We start from the raw sequence: 17490 nt of genomic DNA, 5'->3' as shown, positions 1-17490 counted from the left end.
TCGATGGCGACTTGGTCTCGGGGGCGTTGATCGTGAGGAGCGTGTACGGCTTTGCCCCCAATAGGAGAGGAACGAGTGTGCGGGCGCACCGGTTCCCCAGTCGCGCGCCGGGGGCGCGTGACCCCGGTCACGTTGGCCGGGCAAATCGGACACCATCTTTGTGCACGCGTTCACAAAGACATAGCCTGCATTCGACGGGGCGGTCATGTGGGGACGTATGACCGCCTAGGGCCCCGCTCTACCCGCAGGAGCACCGTGGCAACTGGCCGAACACACCGACCGGCGACCCGTGGCCGAGGAATTCCCGAGGCCACCGTCGCCAGGCTTCCGCTGTACCTCCGAGCCCTCACCGCACTGTCGGAGCGCTCGGTGCCCACGGTCTCCTCCGAGGAGCTGGCGGCCGCGGCGGGAGTCAACTCCGCGAAGCTGCGCAAGGACTTCTCCTACCTCGGTTCCTACGGGACCCGGGGCGTCGGCTACGACGTCGAGTATCTCGTCTACCAGATCTCCCGCGAACTGGGTCTGACCCAGGACTGGCCGGTGGTGATCGTGGGAATCGGCAACCTCGGTGCCGCGCTCGCCAACTACGGCGGTTTCGCCTCCCGCGGGTTCCGGGTCGCCGCCCTCATCGACGCCGATCCGCAGATGGCCGGCAAGCCGGTGGCCGGCATGCCGGTGCAGCACACCGACGAGCTGGAGCGGATCATCCAGGACAACGGCGTCTCGATCGGTGTGATCGCGACCCCGGCCGGCGCCGCCCAGCAGGTCTGCGACCGGCTCGTGGCCGCCGGTGTCACCTCCATCCTGAACTTCGCGCCGACCGTGCTGACCGTCCCCGACGGCGTCGACGTGCGCAAGGTCGACCTCTCCATCGAGCTGCAGATCCTCGCCTTCCACGAGCAGCGCAAGGCCGGCGAGGAGGCCGCCGACACCATGCCGGCCGTCGCCGCCCGCAAGCAGCCCGCCGACAAGGGACCCGACGGGGACGTCCCCGCCGTGATGCCGGCATGAGCCTCCTGGTCGTCGGACTCAGCCACCGCAGCGCGCCGGTCAGCGTGCTGGAGCGGGCCTCCCTCAGCGCGGACGCGCAGGTCAAGCTGTTGCAGGACACGGTCGCCGCCGAACCGGCCGCCGAGGCCGCGGTCCTCGCCACCTGCAACCGCATCGAGCTGTACGCGGACGTGGACAAGTTCCACGCCGGTGTCGCCGAGCTGTCCACGCTCCTCGCCCAGCACAGCGGTGTCGGGCTGGAGGAGCTGACTCCGTACCTCTACGTGCACTACGAGGACCGGGCCGTCCACCACCTGTTCTCGGTGGCCTGCGGGCTGGACTCGATGGTGGTCGGCGAGGGCCAGATCCTCGGCCAGATAAAGGACGCCCTGGCCAGGGCGCAGGACCTGCACACGGCCGGACGGCTCCTGAACGACCTGTTCCAGCAGGCGCTCAGGGTCGGCAAGCGCGCCCACTCCGAGACCGGGATCGACCGCGCCGGGCAGTCCCTGGTCACCTTCGGCCTGGAACAGCTCGCCGCCGGCGCGGACGTGCGGCGCTGGGCCCGGGGCAAGCGGGCCCTCGTCATCGGCGCCGGCTCGATGTCCTCGCTGGCCGCCGCCACCCTGGCGCGGGCCGGGATCGCCGAGATCGTGGTCGCCAACCGCACCTTCGACCGCGCCGAGCGCCTCGCCCGCATCCTGGGCGCAGGCGACGACCCGGACGTGCTGGCCCGAGCGGTACCGATGGACGCGGTGCCGGCCGAGCTGACACGTGCCGACGTGGCCGTCTCCTGTACCGGCGCGACCGGCCTGGTGCTCACCGCCGACGCCGTCGTCGCGGCCGTCGAGGGCCGCACCGGGGAGCCCGCCTCGGTCGCGGCGACCGACGACCGCCGTACGACCGGCGAGGCGGCGGCGCCGCCCGCGAGCGTGGGCGCCGAGGACGGCTGCCCGCTCGACCTGTCCGCCGTGCCCTCCGGCTTCTCCGTGATGGGGGAGGCGGCGGTGGCCGGGATGGACGCGGCGACGCTGGAGCAGCACGCGGCCTGGGCCGCGGGCAGTACGTCCGCCGCGGGCGCCGTCCGCACCCGCGAGGCCGGGCGGCCGGGCCCGACCGCGGACGCCGAGCTGATCACCGCGCTCGCCGCGACGGCCGCGACCGCCGGCCGGATTCCCGAGCGGCGCCGCCCCGAGGCCGTCGCCGAGGTCCCGCGCCCCGAACCCGTCCTCTTCCTCCTCGACCTCGCCATGCCGCGCGACATCGACGCCGCCGCGCACCGGCTGGGCGGGGTCCGCCTGGTGGACATCGAGTCGCTCGCGGACGCCTCCGCCGACGCGCCGATGGCCGCCGACGTCGACCTGGTCCGGCGGATCGTCGCCGACGAGGTCACCGCGTTCGGCGCGGCCCAGCGGGCCGCGCACATCACCCCCACCGTGGTGGCGCTGCGCCTCATGGCCGCCGACGTGGTGGCCGGCGAGATCGCCCGGCTGGAGGGCCGGCTGCCCGGCCTGGACGACAAGCACCGCGCCGAGATCACACAGACCGTGAAGCGCGTGGTGGACAAGCTGCTGCACGCGCCGACCGTACGGGTCAAGCAGCTCGCGGCCGAGCCCGGCGGCGCCGGGTACGCGGACGCGCTGCGCACCCTGTTCGACCTCGACCCCGAGACGGTGGCCTCCGTCTCCCGGGCCGGGAACAGCACTGAGAAGAACCGAGGGCCGGCATGACTGAGAAGGCACTGAGGCTGGGGACCAGGCGGAGCAGACTCGCCATGGCCCAGTCCGGGCAGGTGGCGGACGCCGTGAGCCAGGTGACCGGACGGCCTGTCGAACTGGTCGAGATCACCACCTACGGCGACACCTCGCGCGAGCACCTCGCGCAGATCGGCGGCACGGGGGTGTTCGTGGCCGCGCTGCGAGAGGCGCTGCTGCGGGGTGAGGTGGACTTCGCGGTTCATTCGCTCAAGGACCTGCCGACCGCGCAGCCCGCGGAACTGGTCCTGGCCGCCGTTCCGGAGCGCGAGGACCCCCGTGACGTGCTCGTCGCCCGGGACGCGCTGAAGTTCACCGACCTGATCGCGTCCTCCCCGACGGGGGTCGCGCGCATCGGTACCGGCGCACCCCGGCGCATGGCGCAGCTCAACGCGTACGCCCGCGCGCACGGCCTGGAGATCGAGACGGTTCCGATCCGCGGCAATGTGGACACCCGCATCGGGTATGTCCGCGACGGGAAGCTGGACGCCGTCGTGCTCGCCGCCGCCGGACTCAACCGGATCGGCCGCAGCGACGAGGTGACCGACTTCCTGTCGGTCGACACGATTCTGCCCGCCCCCGGCCAGGGGGCACTGGCGATCGAGTGCACTGCGGGTGACGCAGAGCTGATCGCCGCGCTCGGTGAACTCGACGACCCGCTCACCCGGGCCGCCGTGACCGCCGAACGCGCCCTGCTCGCCGCTCTGGAAGCCGGCTGCAGTGCCCCTGTGGGGGCGCTGGCCGATGTGCCCCCACTCTCGGCTCCGCTGGAGCGGGGGGACTCCCGGACCGACGGGCAGATTGTCAAGGAAATGCGCCTGCGCGGCGTCGTCGGTACCACCGACGGCTCGACGCTGGTGCAGTTGTCCACCACCGGTCCCGTGCCCGACACACACGAGGGGGCACTGGCACTCGGACGCGTACTCGCGGCCGAGATGCTCGCCCAGGGCGCGGCCGGTCTGATGGGGGAGCGAGCACAGTGAGCCCCACCACTCTTCCCGCCGGTCCTGAACACGGGCACGTCACCTTCCTGGGTGCCGGACCCGGAGATCCGGGACTGCTGACTCTGCGCGCCGTCGAGGCGCTCTCGCACGCGGACGTCCTCGTCGCCGAGCACGAGGTGCTCGACGTCGTACGGACGCACGCCAGGCGGGGCGTCGCCGAGGTGCACACCGATCCGGATGCCTCCGGCGGCCCGTTCGCGGGCACAGGCACGCCTCAGCTAGCGGTAGTTGACGGTGCGTCGACCACCGCGAGCGTCCCCGCCGTGCGGGATGCCGCACATCTTGTCATGGAGGCCGCGCGGGGCGGCAGGCGGGTGGTGCGTGCCGTGTCCGGGGACCCCGGGCTGGACACGTACGCCGCCGAGGAGATGCTGGCGTGCGCCGCCGCCGGGGTGCCCTTCGAGGTGGTGCCCGGCATCGCGTCCGCCGTCGGCGTGCCCGCGTACGCCGGTGTGCCGCTGCGGGACGCCGAGGGCGCGGACGTCCGGTTCGTGGACGCCCGTACCGCCTCGGACCGCTGCTGGTCCGAGGTGGGCGCCTCCGACGGCACGGTCGTCGTCTCGACGTCGCTGGACTCGGTGGCGGCCGCCGCCGGGGAGCTGGTGTCGGCGGGGCGCAAGCCGGACACCCCGATGACGGTCACGGTCGGCGGTACGACGACGCGGCAGCGCACCTGGAACGCCACCCTCGGCACCATCGCGCAGACGCTGAAGCAGGCCAAGGTGCTGCCGTCGCCGGACGGCGGCCGGCCGGTGATAGCCGTGGTCGGTGAGCGTTCCGCCCCCGCCCAGCGCGACCAGCTCTCGTGGTTCGAGTCCAAGCCGCTCTTCGGCTGGAAGGTGCTCGTGCCGCGCACGAAGGAGCAGGCGGTGTCGCTCTCCGACCAACTGCGGTCCTACGGGGCGGTGCCCCACGAGGTGCCGACCATCGCCGTCGAGCCGCCGCGCACGCCCCAGCAGATGGAGCGCGCGGTCAAGGGCCTGGTGACCGGCCGCTACGAGTGGATCGCGTTCACCTCGGTCAACGCGGTGAAGGCGGTCCGGGAGAAGTTCGAGGAGTACGGGCTCGACGCCCGTGCCTTCGCCGGGATCAAGGTCGCCGCGGTGGGCGAGCAGACCGCGAGGGCGCTGGTCGCCTTCGGCGTGAAGCCGGACCTGGTGCCCAGCGGTGAGCAGTCCGCCGCCGGTCTGCTGGAGGACTGGCCGCCGTACGACCCGGTCTTCGACCCGATCGACCGCGTCTTCCTGCCGCGCGCGGACATCGCCACCGAGACGCTGGTGGCCGGTCTCATCGAGCTGGGCTGGGAGGTCGACGACGTCACCGCCTACCGGACCGTGCGCGCCTCGCCGCCGCCGGCCCAGACCCGGGAGGCGATCAAGGGCGGCGGTTTCGACGCGGTGCTGTTCACCTCGTCGTCCACGGTGCGCAACCTGGTCGGTATCGCGGGCAAGCCGCACAACGTGACGGTGATCGCGTGCATCGGCCCCGCCACGGCCAAGACGGCCGAGGAGCACGGGCTGCGGGTCGACGTGATGGCCCCCGAGCCGTCGGTGCTCAAGCTGGCGGCGGCGCTGGCGGACTTCGGTACCCGGCGCCGGACGGCGGCGCTGGAGGCCGGGGACCCGGTGACGCGGCCGAGCGAGCGGCGGCCGGGGTCGCGGCGGCGGCGGTCCACCACCACCTGAGGTGCGGCGGGGCGGGGCGGTTCCTGCGGGAGCGCCCCGCCTTCGCGCTGTCCGGCGGGCGGCGGGGCGGGCCGGCCGGGACCGACCGTGCGTCGGCAAAGGCACGGTCCGGGCGGGCGTAGCGTAGGTGTATGACGACGTACGGATCCTTTCCCGGCAGCCGGCCGCGGCGGCTTCGCACCACCCCCGCCATGCGTCGGATGGTCGCCGAGACCCGGCTGCACCCCGCCGATCTCATCCTCCCCGCCTTCGTGCGCGAGGGCGTGAGCGAGCCGGTCCCCATCAGCGCGATGCCGGGCGTCGTGCAGCACACCCGGGAGTCGTTGAAGAAGGCCGCCGCCGAGGCGGTGGCGGCCGGGGTCTCCGGGATCATGCTCTTCGGTGTGCCGGAGGAGGCGAAGAAGGACGCGAACGGGACGGTGGGCACCGACCCGGACGGCATCCTCCAGGTCGCGCTGCGGGACGTGCGGGCCGAGGTCGGGGACGAACTGCTCGTCATGTCCGACCTCTGCCTGGACGAGTTCACCGATCACGGGCACTGCGGTGTGCTCGACTCCGACGGGCGGGTCGACAACGACGCCACGCTGGAGCGGTACGCCGAGATGGCGCAGGTGCAGGCCGACGCGGGCGCGCACATCGTGGCCCCCAGCGGGATGATGGACGGTCAGATCGGGGTGGTCCGGGACGCCCTGGACCAGATCTCCCGGGAGGACGTCGCGATCCTCGCCTACACGGCCAAGTACGCGTCCGCCTTCTACGGGCCCTTCCGCGAGGCCGTCGGTTCCTCGCTCCAGGGGGACCGGCAGACCTACCAGCAGGACGCCGCCAACGCGCGCGAGTCCCTGCGGGAGCTGGCACTGGACCTGGAGGAGGGCGCCGACATGGTGATGGTCAAGCCGGCCGGGCCCTACCTCGACATCCTGGCCAAGGTCGCGGACGCGGTGGACGTGCCCGTCGCCGCGTACCAGATCTCCGGTGAGTACGCGATGATCGAGGCCGCCGCCGAGAAGGGCTGGATCGACCGCGACCGGGCGATCATGGAGTCCCTGACCGGCATCAAGCGGGCCGGCGCGCGCAACATCCTGACGTACTGGGCCACCGAGGTGGCCCGCGGTCTGGCTCAGTAGGCGAGGGCGTCGGCGAGGTCCGACTGCCAGTAGGTGACCCGCAGCGAGCTGTCGTAGTGGACGCCGTCCGCGGGCAGGGCCGGGGTGGCCGCGGCGCCGCCGTCGCTGCCGGGACCGGCGCCCTGGAAGCGGACCGTCAGTTCCCTCGCGGTGGTGCCGGCGTCGCCGCTGCCGTCCGCGGCGGACAGCAGGACGCCCGCGTAACCGGAGTCGCCGGGCCGCAGGGTCGTCACCGCCTGGGGCTTGGACTCCGCGACCGCGTCGGGCACCCACTGCATCCCGTCGAAGCGCAGGTGCGGGAAGTACATCAGGTCGCAGGTCTTCGACCCGGTGTTCTTCACCGTGATCAGCAGGTGGTTGAGCGGGCGGGGAACCGGCTCGGCGGTCACGGTGAGGTTCGAGCCGTTGCACAGGACGCGGTTCGCCGGGGCGTTCGGGTCGGGGGCGGCGCCGGAGCCGGTCCTGTCCGACGTGTTCGGCTGGTTCGGCGTGTCCGTCGCGTCCCTTGTGTCCGTCGTGTTCGAGGCCGGGTGCTGGCCGGTGGCCGGGGTGTTCGTCTTTCCGGTGGCCGGGGCGGTCGGGGCCGTCGAGGTCGTCGCCGAGGGCTGGGGGGCGCCCTCGTCCCTGGTGCCCGTTCCGTCCTCGCAGGCCGTCAGGGCGAGGGCGGCGAGGGCGATGCCGGTCACGGCGAGGACGGGGGAGCGGCGGCGGGCGGTGCGGAACGTGCGCATGGGAGATCTGCCTCTCGTGGCGGGGTGATCGGTGCGGCCGCCGGGAGCGGCGTGCTTGGATGACCAGAGCTTGCGCGGCGATCCGTCCCGGCCGCCAGACCAAGCGGCCGATCAGGGACGGTGGAACGCTGGTAGCGGCCTTGACCTGCGGAAACACCCTTGCCCTGGAACGGGGGAATGGGATGCGGGGGACGGAGGAGACGTGGCGGGTGGGGGACTGGAGAACGGCATGGCGGGTGAGTTCGCGGCGCGGTTGCGCGAGCTGAAGGAGCGCTCCGGGCTGAGTTACGGGACGCTCGCCAAGCGGCTCCACATGAGTACGTCGACGCTGCACCGGTACTGCAACGGGGACGCGGTGCCCACCGACTACGCGCCCGTGGAGCGGCTGGCCCGGCTGTGCAAGGCGACGCCGCAGGAGTTGGTGGAGCTGCACCGGCGGTGGGTGCTGGCGGACGCGACACGGGGGCGCAAGTCCGCCCCCGGGGAACCCGTGTCGGACGGCCCCGCCCCCGAGGAACCGCCGGACCGGCGCCGTACCCGTACCCGTACCGCAGTCGTCGTGGGTATCGCCGTGGCGGCCGTCGTCGGTGCGGTCGTACTCGCCGTGCACCTGCCGCCCGGCGGCTCGGACGACGAACGGCGGGGCGCCGCGGGTGCGGCCGTGGAAGCGGAGACGGAGCGGGACGCGGCGTCGCGGTCGGCGTCGCCGTCGCCGTCGCGCAGTGCCTCGCCGTCCGCCTCCTCCTCCGTCTCTCCCTCTGCCGCGCCGACGAGGACGGAGGGGAGCGGGGAGGGGCAGGGGGGCGCGGCGCGACCGTCGGCGACCGCGGGCGCCGGGGGTGCGGACGACGGCGCCTCGGGCGTTCCGCTGACCGTGGGCGTCCAGCCGTACGACTGGGAGAGCACCTGCGGGATGCGCTATCTGGTGGACCGGCCGTCGACGGAGGTGAAGGAGCCGCCGCTGCGGCAGGACGCGCCGGCCTGGGTGGCGGCGGTGGGTGCCGTCCCCTCGGGCGAGCAGTACGTGACGCTCACCGTGCAGGGCACCGGGGAGCGGACGGTGGTCGTGGAGAGCCTCAGTGTGCGCGTGGCCGGCAAGCGGGCGCCGCTCGCCTGGAACGACTACGTCATGGGGTACCCCGGCGTCGGCTGCGGCGGCGGGGTGCCGACCCGTTCCTTCACCGTCGCCCTCGACGCCGCCCGGCCCGGCGTCGTCCCGCAGGAGGGCGGCGCCGACTTCCCGTTCAAGGTGTCCGAGTCCGACCCGGAGGTGTACCACATCACCGCCGACGCCTCCGCCTACGACGTCGACTGGTACCTGGAGCTGAAGTGGTCCAGCGGCTCCCGGCGGGGCACGCTCCGGGTCGACGACGGCGGGCAGCCGTTCCGTACGAGCGGCAACAACGGGCGGCCCGCGTACGAGTTCCCGCTCGGGGGCGAGAAGTGGGTGCCGGAGGGGACGACCGTCCCGTCCTGAGGGACCTGAGCGGGCGGTTCGCCGCGGCGTCCGGATCACGGAAACGTCCGTGGCGAGGGCACGTATCTCTCTAGGCTGCGGCCATGACCGTCTCCGAACCAGCCACCGCCACCACCGCAGCCGCAGCCGCGAGCGCCTCCGCCCCCGTCCCGCCGCTCGCCGCGCGCGCCCGCGCGGTCGGCGGTTCGGCCGTACGGGACATCCTCGCCGTCACCGCCCGCCCCGAGGTCGTCAACTTCGCGGGCGGGCTGCCGGCGCCGGAACTGTTCGACGCGGAGGGCATGGCCACCGCGTTCCGGGCGGTCCTCGCGGAGTGTCCGGGGCGGGCGCTGCAGTACTCCACGACCGAGGGCGAGCCCGCGCTGCGCACCGCGCTCGCCGCCCGCACCTCGGCCCGCGGTCTGGCCACCGGCCCCGACGACGTGCTCGTCACCACCGGTTCGCAGCAGGCACTGTCGCTGCTGGCCACCGCTCTCCTCGAACCGGGTGACACGGTCCTGGTGGAGGACCCCTGCTATCTCGCCGCGCTCCAGGCGTTCGGCTTCGCGGGGGCGCGGGTGGTCGCGGTGCCCGGCGACGAGCACGGGGTGGACCCGGCGGCGCTGGAGGAGCTGGTGGTGCGCGAGCGCCCCAAGCTGTTCTACACCGTCCCCACCTTCCAGAACCCGACCGGGCGCACCATGCCCGCCGAGCGGCGTGCCGCGCTGGCCCGGGTGGCCGCCCGGCGCGGACTGTGGATCGTGGAGGACGATCCGTACGGGGAGCTGCGGTTCGAGGGTGAGCGGGTGCCGTGGATCGCCTCGTACGAGGGCGCCCGGGACCGGACCGTGCTGCTCGGTTCCTTCTCCAAGGTGATGGCGCCCGGTCTGCGGCTGGGCTGGCTGCGGGCGCCGGCCGCGCTGCTGCGGGCCTGCACGGTGGCCAAGCAGGCCGCCGACCTGCACACCCCGACCGTCAACCAGCTCGCCGCCGCCCGCTATCTGGCCGACCGGGACCTGGACGCCCACGTCCGCCGGGTGGCCGGCGCCTACCGGGAACGCCGGGACGCGATGCTCGCCGCGCTGCCGGACGCGCTGCCGGCCGGTTCGTGGTGGACCCGGCCGGAGGGCGGCATGTTCCTCTGGGTGCGGCTGCCCGAGCGGTACGACACCGCGGCCCTGCTCCCCCGGGCCGTCCGGCACGAGGTGGCGTACGTGCCCGGGGCGCCCTTCCACGCCGGGGAGCCGGACCGCGCCACGATGCGGCTCTGCTTCGTGACGCAGACGCCGGACGAGATCGCGGAGGGGCTGCGCAGGCTGGGGGAGGCGCTGCGGGCGGTCTGAGCGCCGGAACCGGCCGGTGCGGACCGAGCGCCGGAACCGGCCGGTGCTCAGAGGCGCTCGGGCGTCCGGATGCCCAGCAGGGACATGCCCTGGTGCAGGGTGCGGGCGGTGAGGTCGGACAGGAACAGGCGGTTGGCCACCTGCTCGGGCGTCTCGGCCTTCAGCACCGGGCACTTGTCGTAGAACGTCGTGAACAGCGAGGCGAGCTGGTACAGGTACGCCGTCAGCTTGTGCGGGGCGTACTCCTTGGCGGCCTCCGCCACCGTCGCCGCGAAGGAGTCCAGGTGCAGGCCGAGGGCGCGCTCCGCGGGCGTCAGCTCCAGCTCGGGCCGGGGCTCCGGGCGGGCGGCACCGGCCTTGCGCAGGATCGACCGGATCCGGGCGTACGCGTACTGGAGGTAGACGGACGTGTCGCCGTGCAGCGAGACCATCTGGTCCAGGTCGAACTTGTAGTCGCGGTTGGCCGACGTCGACAGGTCCGCGTACTTCACCGCGCCGACGCCCACCTGGGTGCCGCGCTCGGCGATCTCCTCCTCGGACAGGTCCCGCGCCTTCTCCCGGACGACCGCCGAGGCGCGGTCGATGGCCTCGTCGAGGAGGTCGACCAGGCGGACCGTCTCGCCCTCGCGGGTCTTGAACGGCTTGCCGTCCTTGCCGAGGACCGTGCCGAAGGCGAGCTGGACGGCGGTGACGTCGTCGTTCAGCCAGCCGGCCCGGCGGGCGGTCTCGAAGACCATCTTGAAGTGCAGGGACTGGCGGGCGTCGACCACGTAGAGGAGGGTGTCCGCCTTCAGGCCGAGGACGCGGTCGCGGATCGCGGAGAGGTCGGTGGCCGCGTAGCCGTAGCCGCCGTCCGACTTCTGCACGATCAGCGGGACCTGCTTGCCGTCCGGGCCCAGGACGTCGTCGAAGAAGACGCAGAGCGCGCCCTCCGAGCGGACGGCCACGCCCTTCTCCTCCAGGAGACGGCAGGTCTCCGCGAGCATGTCGTTGTAGCCGGACTCGCCGACGATGTCGGGGTCGCGGACCTCCATGTCCAGCTTCTCGAAGACGGAGAAGAAGTAGATCTTCGACTCGTCCACGAACTTCTGCCAGATGGCGAGGGTGTGCGCGTCGCCCGCCTGGAGGTCGACCACCCGGCGCCGGGCCCGGGTCTTGAACTCCTCGTCGGAGTCGAAGAGCCTGCGCGCGGCCTTGTAGAGGCGGTCCAGGTTGGACATCGCCTGCTCGCCGCTGACCTCGCCGCCGTGGTCCAGCTCGTGCGGGTGCTCGTCCAGGTACTGGATGAGCATGCCGAACTGGGTGCCCCAGTCGCCGATGTGGTGCCGGCGCACCACCGTCTCGCCGGTGAACTCCAGGATCTGGCGGACCGCGTCGCCGATCACCGCGGAGCGCAGGTGGCCGACGTGCATCTCCTTCGCCACGTTGGGCTGCGCGTAGTCGATCACCGTGGTGCCCGGCTCGGCGGCCCGGGGCACACCGAGCCGGCCGGTGTCGTCCGCGTAGCGCGCGGCGAGCGTCTCGGTGATCGCCCGGTCGCCGACCGTGATGTTCAGGAAGCCGGGGCCGGAGACCTCGACCTCGGCGAGGAGCGCGCCGGTGGTGAGGCGGGCGACGACCTCGGCGGCCAGCTCGCGCGGGTTGGCCTTCGCCTTCTTGGCCAGCGCGAGGATGCCGTTGGCCTGGTAGTCCGCCCGGTCGCTCCGGCGCAGCAGCGGGTCCGCGCCGGCGGCCTCCGGCCGGACAGCGGAGAGCGCGGACGCGAGCTGCTGCTGGACGGAGTCGCTGAGGGACGTGACCGAGGCCATAGGAAGGGGTGCCGTTCTCCTCGTGGGTGTGGCTGGACCCGGCCAGTATCCCATGGGGGGTAAAGCGGTTTTCGTCGTCGTGGGGCGGTCTGTGAGAATGGGGGGACACCCCGATGCGCAGGGTGCCCCCCGGGCAGGAAGAAGGACGTGCCGATCGTGGCCCAGAGCACCGAGACCACCGACTGGGTCTCCCGTTTCGCCGATGAGGTCATCGAGGCGTCGGAGCGCCGGGCCCCTGGCAAACGCGTGGTCGTCGCCTCCGGCCTGTCGCCGTCGGGCCCCGTCCACCTCGGCAACCTGCGCGAGGTCATGACCCCGCACCTGGTCGCCGACGAGATCCGGCGCCGCGGCCACGAGGTGCGGCACCTGATCTCCTGGGACGACTACGACCGCTACCGCAAGGTGCCGGCCGGGGTCGCGGGCGTCGACGAGAGCTGGGCCGAGCACATCGGCAAGCCGCTCACCTCGGTCCCCGCCCCGAAGGGCTCCGCGCACCCGAACTGGGCCGAGCACTTCAAGGCCGCGATGGTCGAGGCCCTCGGCGAGCTGGGCGTGGAGTTCGACGGCATCAGCCAGACCGCGCAGTACACCTCCGGTGTCTACCGCGAGCAGATCCTGCACGCCATGCGGCACCGCGGTGACATCGACGCGATCCTCGCCCAGTACCGCACCAAGCCCAAGGCCGCGGCCAAGCAGGGCCAGAAGCCGGTGGACGAGGCCGAACTGGAGGCCGCCGAGGGCTCCGGCGCGGCCGCCGAGGACGACGGCGGCTCCGGCTCCGCCGGTTACTTCCCGTACAAGCCGTACTGCGGCAACTGCGCCAAGGACCTGACGACCGTCACCGGCTACGACGACGACACCACCGAACTCACCTACACCTGCGCGGAGTGCGGCTTCTCCGAGACGGTGCGGCTGAGCGAGTTCAACCGCGGCAAGCTGGTCTGGAAGGTCGACTGGCCGATGCGCTGGGCCTACGAGGGCGTGATCTTCGAGCCCAGCGGTGTCGACCACTCCTCGCCGGGTTCGTCGTTCCAGGTCGGCGGGCAGATCGTCGGCATCTTCGGCGGCGAGCAGCCCATCGGCCCGATGTACGCCTTCGTCGGCATCAGCGGCATGGCCAAGATGTCCTCCTCCAAGGGCGGGGTGCCCACCCCGTCCGACGCCCTGCGGATCATGGAGCCGCAGCTCCTGCGCTGGCTGTACGCCCGCCGCCGCCCCAACCAGTCCTTCAAGATCGCCTTCGACCAGGAGATCCAGCGGCTGTACGACGAGTGGGACCGGCTGGACGCCAAGGTGGCCGACGGCTCGGCGCTGCCCGCCGACGTCGCCGGGCACTCCCGGGCGGTGCGCACCGCCGCCGGGGACCTGCCGCGCACGCCGAGGCCGCTGCCGTACCGGACGCTGGCCTCGGTCGCCGACATCACCGCCGGCCACACCGACCAGGCGCTGCGCATCCTCAGCGAGCTGGACCCCGCGCACCCGCTGACCTCGCTGGACGAGGCCCGCCCGCGGTTCGACCGGGCCGAGGCGTGGATCAACACGCAGGTCCCCGCCGACCAGCGGACCATCGTGCGCCAGGAGCCCGACGCCGAGCTGCTGAACTCCCTCGACGAGCGGGGCCGCGCCTCGCTGGCGCTGCTCGTGGAGGGGCTGGCCGACCACTGGTCGCTGGACGGGCTCACCCACCTCGTCTACGGCGTGCCCAAGGTCCAGGCCGGGTTCTCCGCCGACGCCACGGCCAAGGAGCTGCCGCCGGAGATCAAGACCGCCCAGCGGTCCTTCTTCGCGCTCCTCTACCACCTGCTGGTCGGCCGGGACACCGGCCCGCGCCTGCCCACCCTGCTGCTCGCGGTGGGGCAGGAGCGCGTGCGGGTCCTGCTCGGGCGGTAACCCGCCCGGCCGTACGACGGCAGGGGGCGCCCGGTATCCACCGGGCGCCCCCTGCCGCTTGTCCGCCTTGTCGTCGCCCGCCCGCCGCGAATCGCGGGACAGCCCTTAGGCGATGTGGTCTTCCTCCAGCTCCGCGTTGTAGCGGTTGGTGAAGCGGTTGACCATGCGCTTGGCCTCCTCCGGGGGGATGCCGACGCCGAACTCGGCCTCGACGTTCTCGCCGAACTCGCGCGGGGTCGGGTAGCCGCTGTTCGGGATCGGCTTCCGGAAGACCTGGTAGTAGTCCTCCTCGTCCGGCTCCGCGGCCGGTATGCCGCCGCCGTCGCCCAGTTCGCGGGTGCGGTTCGCCGTCACCGGGATGGGGAAGCTGCCCGTCTCCTCCGGGGAGGGCTCGACGGCCGGCGGCTCCTCCTCGTACTGCTCCCGGTACTCGTCCGCCTGCTGCTGCTCCTCGTACCACTGGGCGTACTGCTCGGCCGGGTCGTACGTCGGGTCGTAGCCGCCCTGGTACTCGACCTGCCGCGGGTGCTTGAACCACGGACTCTCGTCGCCGACGGGGCCGTCCGGGCCGTCGTCGCCGTCGGGTCCCTCAAGGCGGTCGGGGCGTACGGGGCCTGCGGGGCCGGTGGGTCCCACGGGGGCCGTGGGGGCCGCGGGTGCGCTGTGCGGCTGCTCGGGGCCCGGCGTGGCCGGCAGTTCGGGGCGCTGCCCGGCGGCGGGGGCCGGCCGTCGTACCGGCTGCCGGGGTTCCGGCTGCTCCGGCAGGGGGGTCTGCGGGGCGGGCGGCAGCAGGGCCGGTTCGATGCCCGCGGCGGCGAGGCCGGAGGGGGCGGTCTGGGCGAGGGGCACGCCGTAGCGGGCCAGGCGCAGCGGCATCAGGGACTCGACCGGGGCCTTGCGGCGCCAGGCGCGGCCGAAGCGGGAGCGGAGCCGGGCCTGGTAGACCAGGCGCTCCTGCTCCAGCTTGATCACCTGTTCGTAGGAGCGCAGCTCCCACAGCTTCATCCGGCGCCAGAGCAGGAAGGTGGGGAGCGGGGAGAGCAGCCAGCGGGTGAGGCGGACGCCCTCCATGTGCTTGTCGGCGGTGATGTCGGCGATCCGGCCGGTGGCGTGCCGGGCGGCCTCGACGGAGACCACGAACAGGATCGGGATCACGCCGTGCATACCGACGCCCAGCGGGTCCGGCCAGGCCGCCGCGCCGTTGAACGCGATCGTCGCCGCGGTCAGCAGCCACGCCGTCTGGCGCAGCAGCGGGAACGGGATGCGGATCCAGGTCAGCAGCAGGTCCAGGGCGAGCAGTACGCAGATGCCCGCGTCGATGCCTATCGGGAAGACGTAACTGAAGTTCCCGAAGCCCTTCTGGAGGGCCAGTTCACGGACCGCCGCGTACGAACCCGCGAATCCGATGCCCGCGATGATGACGGCACCGAAGACGACCATGCCGATGAGAACGCGATGCGTCCGGGTCAGCTCTAGTGGCGCGGCCACCCGTACTCCCCTCCCAGTGCCTGTTGTTGCGCGCTACAGGGTGGCACATGTGTGCGGGGGGACGGGTGGCCGGTCGGGATGCAGGCCCCTGCGCAGGTTTTTCCGGGGGTCGACCGGGGGTCGCGCGGCGGTCGACCGTCGGGTGTCCGTCAGCTCCTGGCCGACGCCGAGGCGCGCTCGGAGGTGCTCTTCGCGGCGCTCTTGGCGGCGCTCTTCGAGGGGCTCTTCGAGGCGCTCTTCGAGGGGCTTTCGGTGGCGCTCTCGGAGGGCGAGGGGGAGGTGCTCGACGCGGCGCCTTCGCCGTTGGCCGCCGAGACCGAGGCCACCGCCTCCTTGGCCGCCCGCTTGGCGTCCTTCACCAGGTCGTCGGCGGAGGGGGACTTGTCGCCCGCCAGGCCGGCGCCGTTGTAGTCGAGGGTGACGACCACGTTCTCGACCCGGGCCACGACCGTCTGCTGCTTGAAGGTGCCTTCCTTCTTCTTCAGTTCGTAGCGCACGACCGCCGCCTCGTCGCCGGTCCCGGTGACCGGGTCGGTCTTCGGGCTCTTCGCGCCGTCGGTGGCCTCGGCGTCCTGAAGCTGCTTCAGATAGTGCTCGCGCGCCCGGGCGTCGCCCGCGCCGCGGCCGGCGTCGGACTCGAACCGCAGCATCGAGACGTTCAGCCAGCGGAACTGCGAGCCCTTGACGCCGTTGTTGTCCAGGCTGTCCCAGGAGCAGTTGCCCCGGGTCGCGGTGTCGGAGGAGGAACCCTCCTTGCCGGACTTGGCCTTGGGCACCAGATCGCCCAGCGTCTTCTTCGACAGCACCTCGCAGGGCTCCGGCAGCTTGCCGTACGCCGCCGGCCGCACTGTCGGGGACGGGCTCGCGGAGGCCGAGGCGGACGCGCTGCCGGCGCTCTTGCCGTCGCCGCCGCCGTCGCCGCTGCCGCCGTCGGAGCCGGAGTCGGAGGAGCAGCCGGCGGCGATCAGCATCACGGGCACGGCCGCCGCGCAGACAAGGACGCGGTGGAGGCGGGTCGCTCGCTGTTCCTGCTGGTCTCGCTGGACTCGTCGCTGCATGGTTCCTTCACTCAGACGCTCGTGTGTTCCGGTGTCCGGAACGTTTCCGGGGGGCCACGCTACGCGGTGGGCAAACCGTGCGGTCCCGCTTCGAGAGCTTCACCACCGCGCGCGCGAGGTGCCGAACGGGCCTCAGCCGCCCAGCGAATCGGCCAGTCGGGCGGCCAGTTTCCGCGCCCTGTCCTGCATTTCCTCGCTGTCGGGGACGACCCCGACCGTGGCCGGCTGCTCCATGTACTCAAGGGTCACGATGACGTTGGACGTGCGGAACGCCACAGTCACCGTGCGCCGCTCGGCGGTCGAGGAGGAGCTGTTCAGCTCGTCGTCCACGAACGCCTCGTCGCCCAGCCCGTCGAGGAGGCGCGGCTGTAGCTCGGCGGGGGAGGTCTCCGAGGTCTCCGAGGAGGCCGAGGCGTCCGAGGAGGCCGGGGCGGAGGGTGATCCGCCGGGCGGGCCGGCCGAGCCGGACGCGGAACCGCTGGGGGACCCGGAGACGGAGGCGGAGGCCGTGGCGGTGTCCGACGGCTCCTCGGCGGACCGGGTCTCGGACACGACCGGTTCCGGGAGGTCCGCCGCGTCCCGCTTGGTGGCGAACAGTTCCTCGGCCTGGCTGTCGTCGCTGACCGCGTTGTCGTACGACACCACCCGCTCGAAGTCGACGGTCAGGTGGTCGGTGGCGGTCGCCGAGTCGACCTTCCAGCGGCAGCCGACCTTGCGGTCGGTGTCGTAGGTCAGCGTCGCCTCGCCCGCGTACGCCTTCTCGCGCTGCTCCTCGTCCGTGATCTCGCGGATGCCGGGCAGCAGCGCGTCGAGCGAGTCGTCGCCGACCGCGCGGCAGGGCTCCGGGAGCGTGCGGTACCGGCCGGGCTGGGCGGCGGCCGAGGTGGCGCCGGTGTCGCCCGGGTTGGCGTCGTCCGTCGAACCACCGTCGCCCGAACCGCCGGTGCAGCCGGCCAGCACCACCGCGAGGAGGGCGGCGGCGCCGGATACGTATGCCTTCCGCTGCACGGTCAGGCTCCTCTCGACGGTGGCGATGGGTCGGTCCTCCAGTGTCCCCGCTGGTTATTCGCTTGCCGCACGGGGGCGTCACCTGGAGACAATGTGTATCGCACGCGCTGCCGCGCACGCCGGTCCGATGTCCTTTTCGTTGATCCAG

At 72.9% G+C, this 17490-nt stretch carries 13 protein-coding genes; 8 read left to right on the top strand and 5 right to left on the bottom strand.

Annotated features, from left to right (window positions below):
- Positions 1–255 precede the first annotated feature (255 nt).
- The 5 genes from ABEB00_RS02895 to hemB all read left to right on the top strand — a co-directional run bounded on the left by ABEB00_RS02895 (position 256) and on the right by hemB (position 6560).
- Positions 256–1011, top strand: a complete 756-nt coding sequence (locus tag ABEB00_RS02895; RefSeq protein ID WP_345617213.1) for a redox-sensing transcriptional repressor Rex — start codon at positions 256–258, stop codon at positions 1009–1011.
- Positions 1008–2720, top strand: coding sequence for a glutamyl-tRNA reductase (locus ABEB00_RS02890; RefSeq protein WP_345617211.1), 1713 nt, complete (start codon positions 1008–1010; stop codon positions 2718–2720). The genes ABEB00_RS02895 and ABEB00_RS02890 overlap by 4 nt, the downstream gene beginning before the upstream one ends.
- The gene (hemC, locus tag ABEB00_RS02885) at positions 2717–3727 is read left to right on the top strand and encodes a hydroxymethylbilane synthase (protein ID WP_345617210.1); all 1011 of its coding nucleotides are present in this window, start codon (positions 2717–2719) and stop codon (positions 3725–3727) included. Before ABEB00_RS02890 ends, hemC begins: the two co-directional genes overlap by 4 nt.
- On the top strand, positions 3724–5433 hold the full coding sequence (locus ABEB00_RS02880) for a bifunctional uroporphyrinogen-III C-methyltransferase/uroporphyrinogen-III synthase (protein ID WP_345617209.1): 1710 nt from the start codon (positions 3724–3726) through the stop codon (positions 5431–5433). Before hemC ends, ABEB00_RS02880 begins: the two co-directional genes overlap by 4 nt.
- Positions 5434–5564: 131 nt before the next feature.
- The gene (gene hemB, locus ABEB00_RS02875; protein ID WP_345617208.1) at positions 5565–6560 is read left to right on the top strand and encodes a porphobilinogen synthase; all 996 of its coding nucleotides are present in this window, start codon (positions 5565–5567) and stop codon (positions 6558–6560) included.
- Here the strand turns inward: hemB and ABEB00_RS02870 are convergent.
- The gene (locus ABEB00_RS02870) at positions 6554–7291 is read right to left on the bottom strand and encodes a DUF4232 domain-containing protein (protein ID WP_345617207.1); all 738 of its coding nucleotides are present in this window, start codon (positions 7289–7291) and stop codon (positions 6554–6556) included. The two genes, hemB and ABEB00_RS02870, sit on opposite strands and share 7 nt — an antisense overlap.
- Before the next feature lie 229 nt (positions 7292–7520).
- Between ABEB00_RS02870 and ABEB00_RS02865 the strand changes: the two genes are divergently transcribed.
- Positions 7521–8768 carry a helix-turn-helix domain-containing protein gene (locus ABEB00_RS02865; RefSeq protein ID WP_345617233.1) on the top strand — a complete coding sequence of 416 codons (1248 nt, stop codon included), beginning with the start codon at positions 7521–7523 and terminating at the stop codon, positions 8766–8768.
- An 83-nt stretch (positions 8769–8851) separates the two neighbouring features.
- A complete protein-coding gene (locus tag ABEB00_RS02860; protein ID WP_345617206.1) occupies positions 8852–10090 on the top strand; it encodes an aminotransferase-like domain-containing protein in 1239 nt (412 codons plus the stop codon).
- 47 nt (positions 10091–10137) lie between these two features.
- Here the strand turns inward: ABEB00_RS02860 and argS are convergent, their stop codons facing one another.
- Positions 10138–11898: an arginine--tRNA ligase gene (gene argS, locus ABEB00_RS02855; protein WP_345617204.1), complete on the bottom strand. Its 1761-nt coding sequence runs from the start codon at positions 11896–11898 to the stop codon at positions 10138–10140.
- Positions 11899–12045: 147 nt separating this feature from the next.
- Here argS and lysS point away from each other — a divergent pair, with 147 nt between their 5' ends.
- A complete protein-coding gene (lysS, locus tag ABEB00_RS02850; RefSeq protein ID WP_345617202.1) occupies positions 12046–13788 on the top strand; it encodes a lysine--tRNA ligase in 1743 nt (580 codons plus the stop codon).
- Between the two features lie 105 nt (positions 13789–13893).
- Here lysS and ABEB00_RS02845 read toward each other — a convergent pair whose 3' ends face one another.
- The 3 genes from ABEB00_RS02845 to ABEB00_RS02835 all read right to left on the bottom strand — a co-directional run bounded on the left by ABEB00_RS02845 (position 13894) and on the right by ABEB00_RS02835 (position 17342).
- Positions 13894–15276, bottom strand: coding sequence for a DUF2637 domain-containing protein (locus tag ABEB00_RS02845; protein ID WP_345617200.1), 1383 nt, complete (start codon positions 15274–15276; stop codon positions 13894–13896).
- A 149-nt stretch (positions 15277–15425) separates the two neighbouring features.
- Positions 15426–16334 (bottom strand): DUF3558 family protein, encoded by a 909-nt coding sequence (locus ABEB00_RS02840; protein WP_345617199.1) that lies wholly within the window; start codon positions 16332–16334, stop codon positions 15426–15428.
- A gap of 132 nt (positions 16335–16466) precedes the next feature.
- A complete protein-coding gene (locus ABEB00_RS02835; RefSeq protein ID WP_345617198.1) occupies positions 16467–17342 on the bottom strand; it encodes a DUF3558 domain-containing protein in 876 nt (291 codons plus the stop codon).
- Positions 17343–17490: the final 148 nt, after the last annotated feature.

Source organism: Streptomyces ziwulingensis (assembly GCF_039542605.1).
GTDB lineage: Bacteria > Actinomycetota > Actinomycetes > Streptomycetales > Streptomycetaceae > Streptomyces > Streptomyces ziwulingensis.
This window is presented reverse-complemented; position numbering and strand designations above follow the sequence as displayed.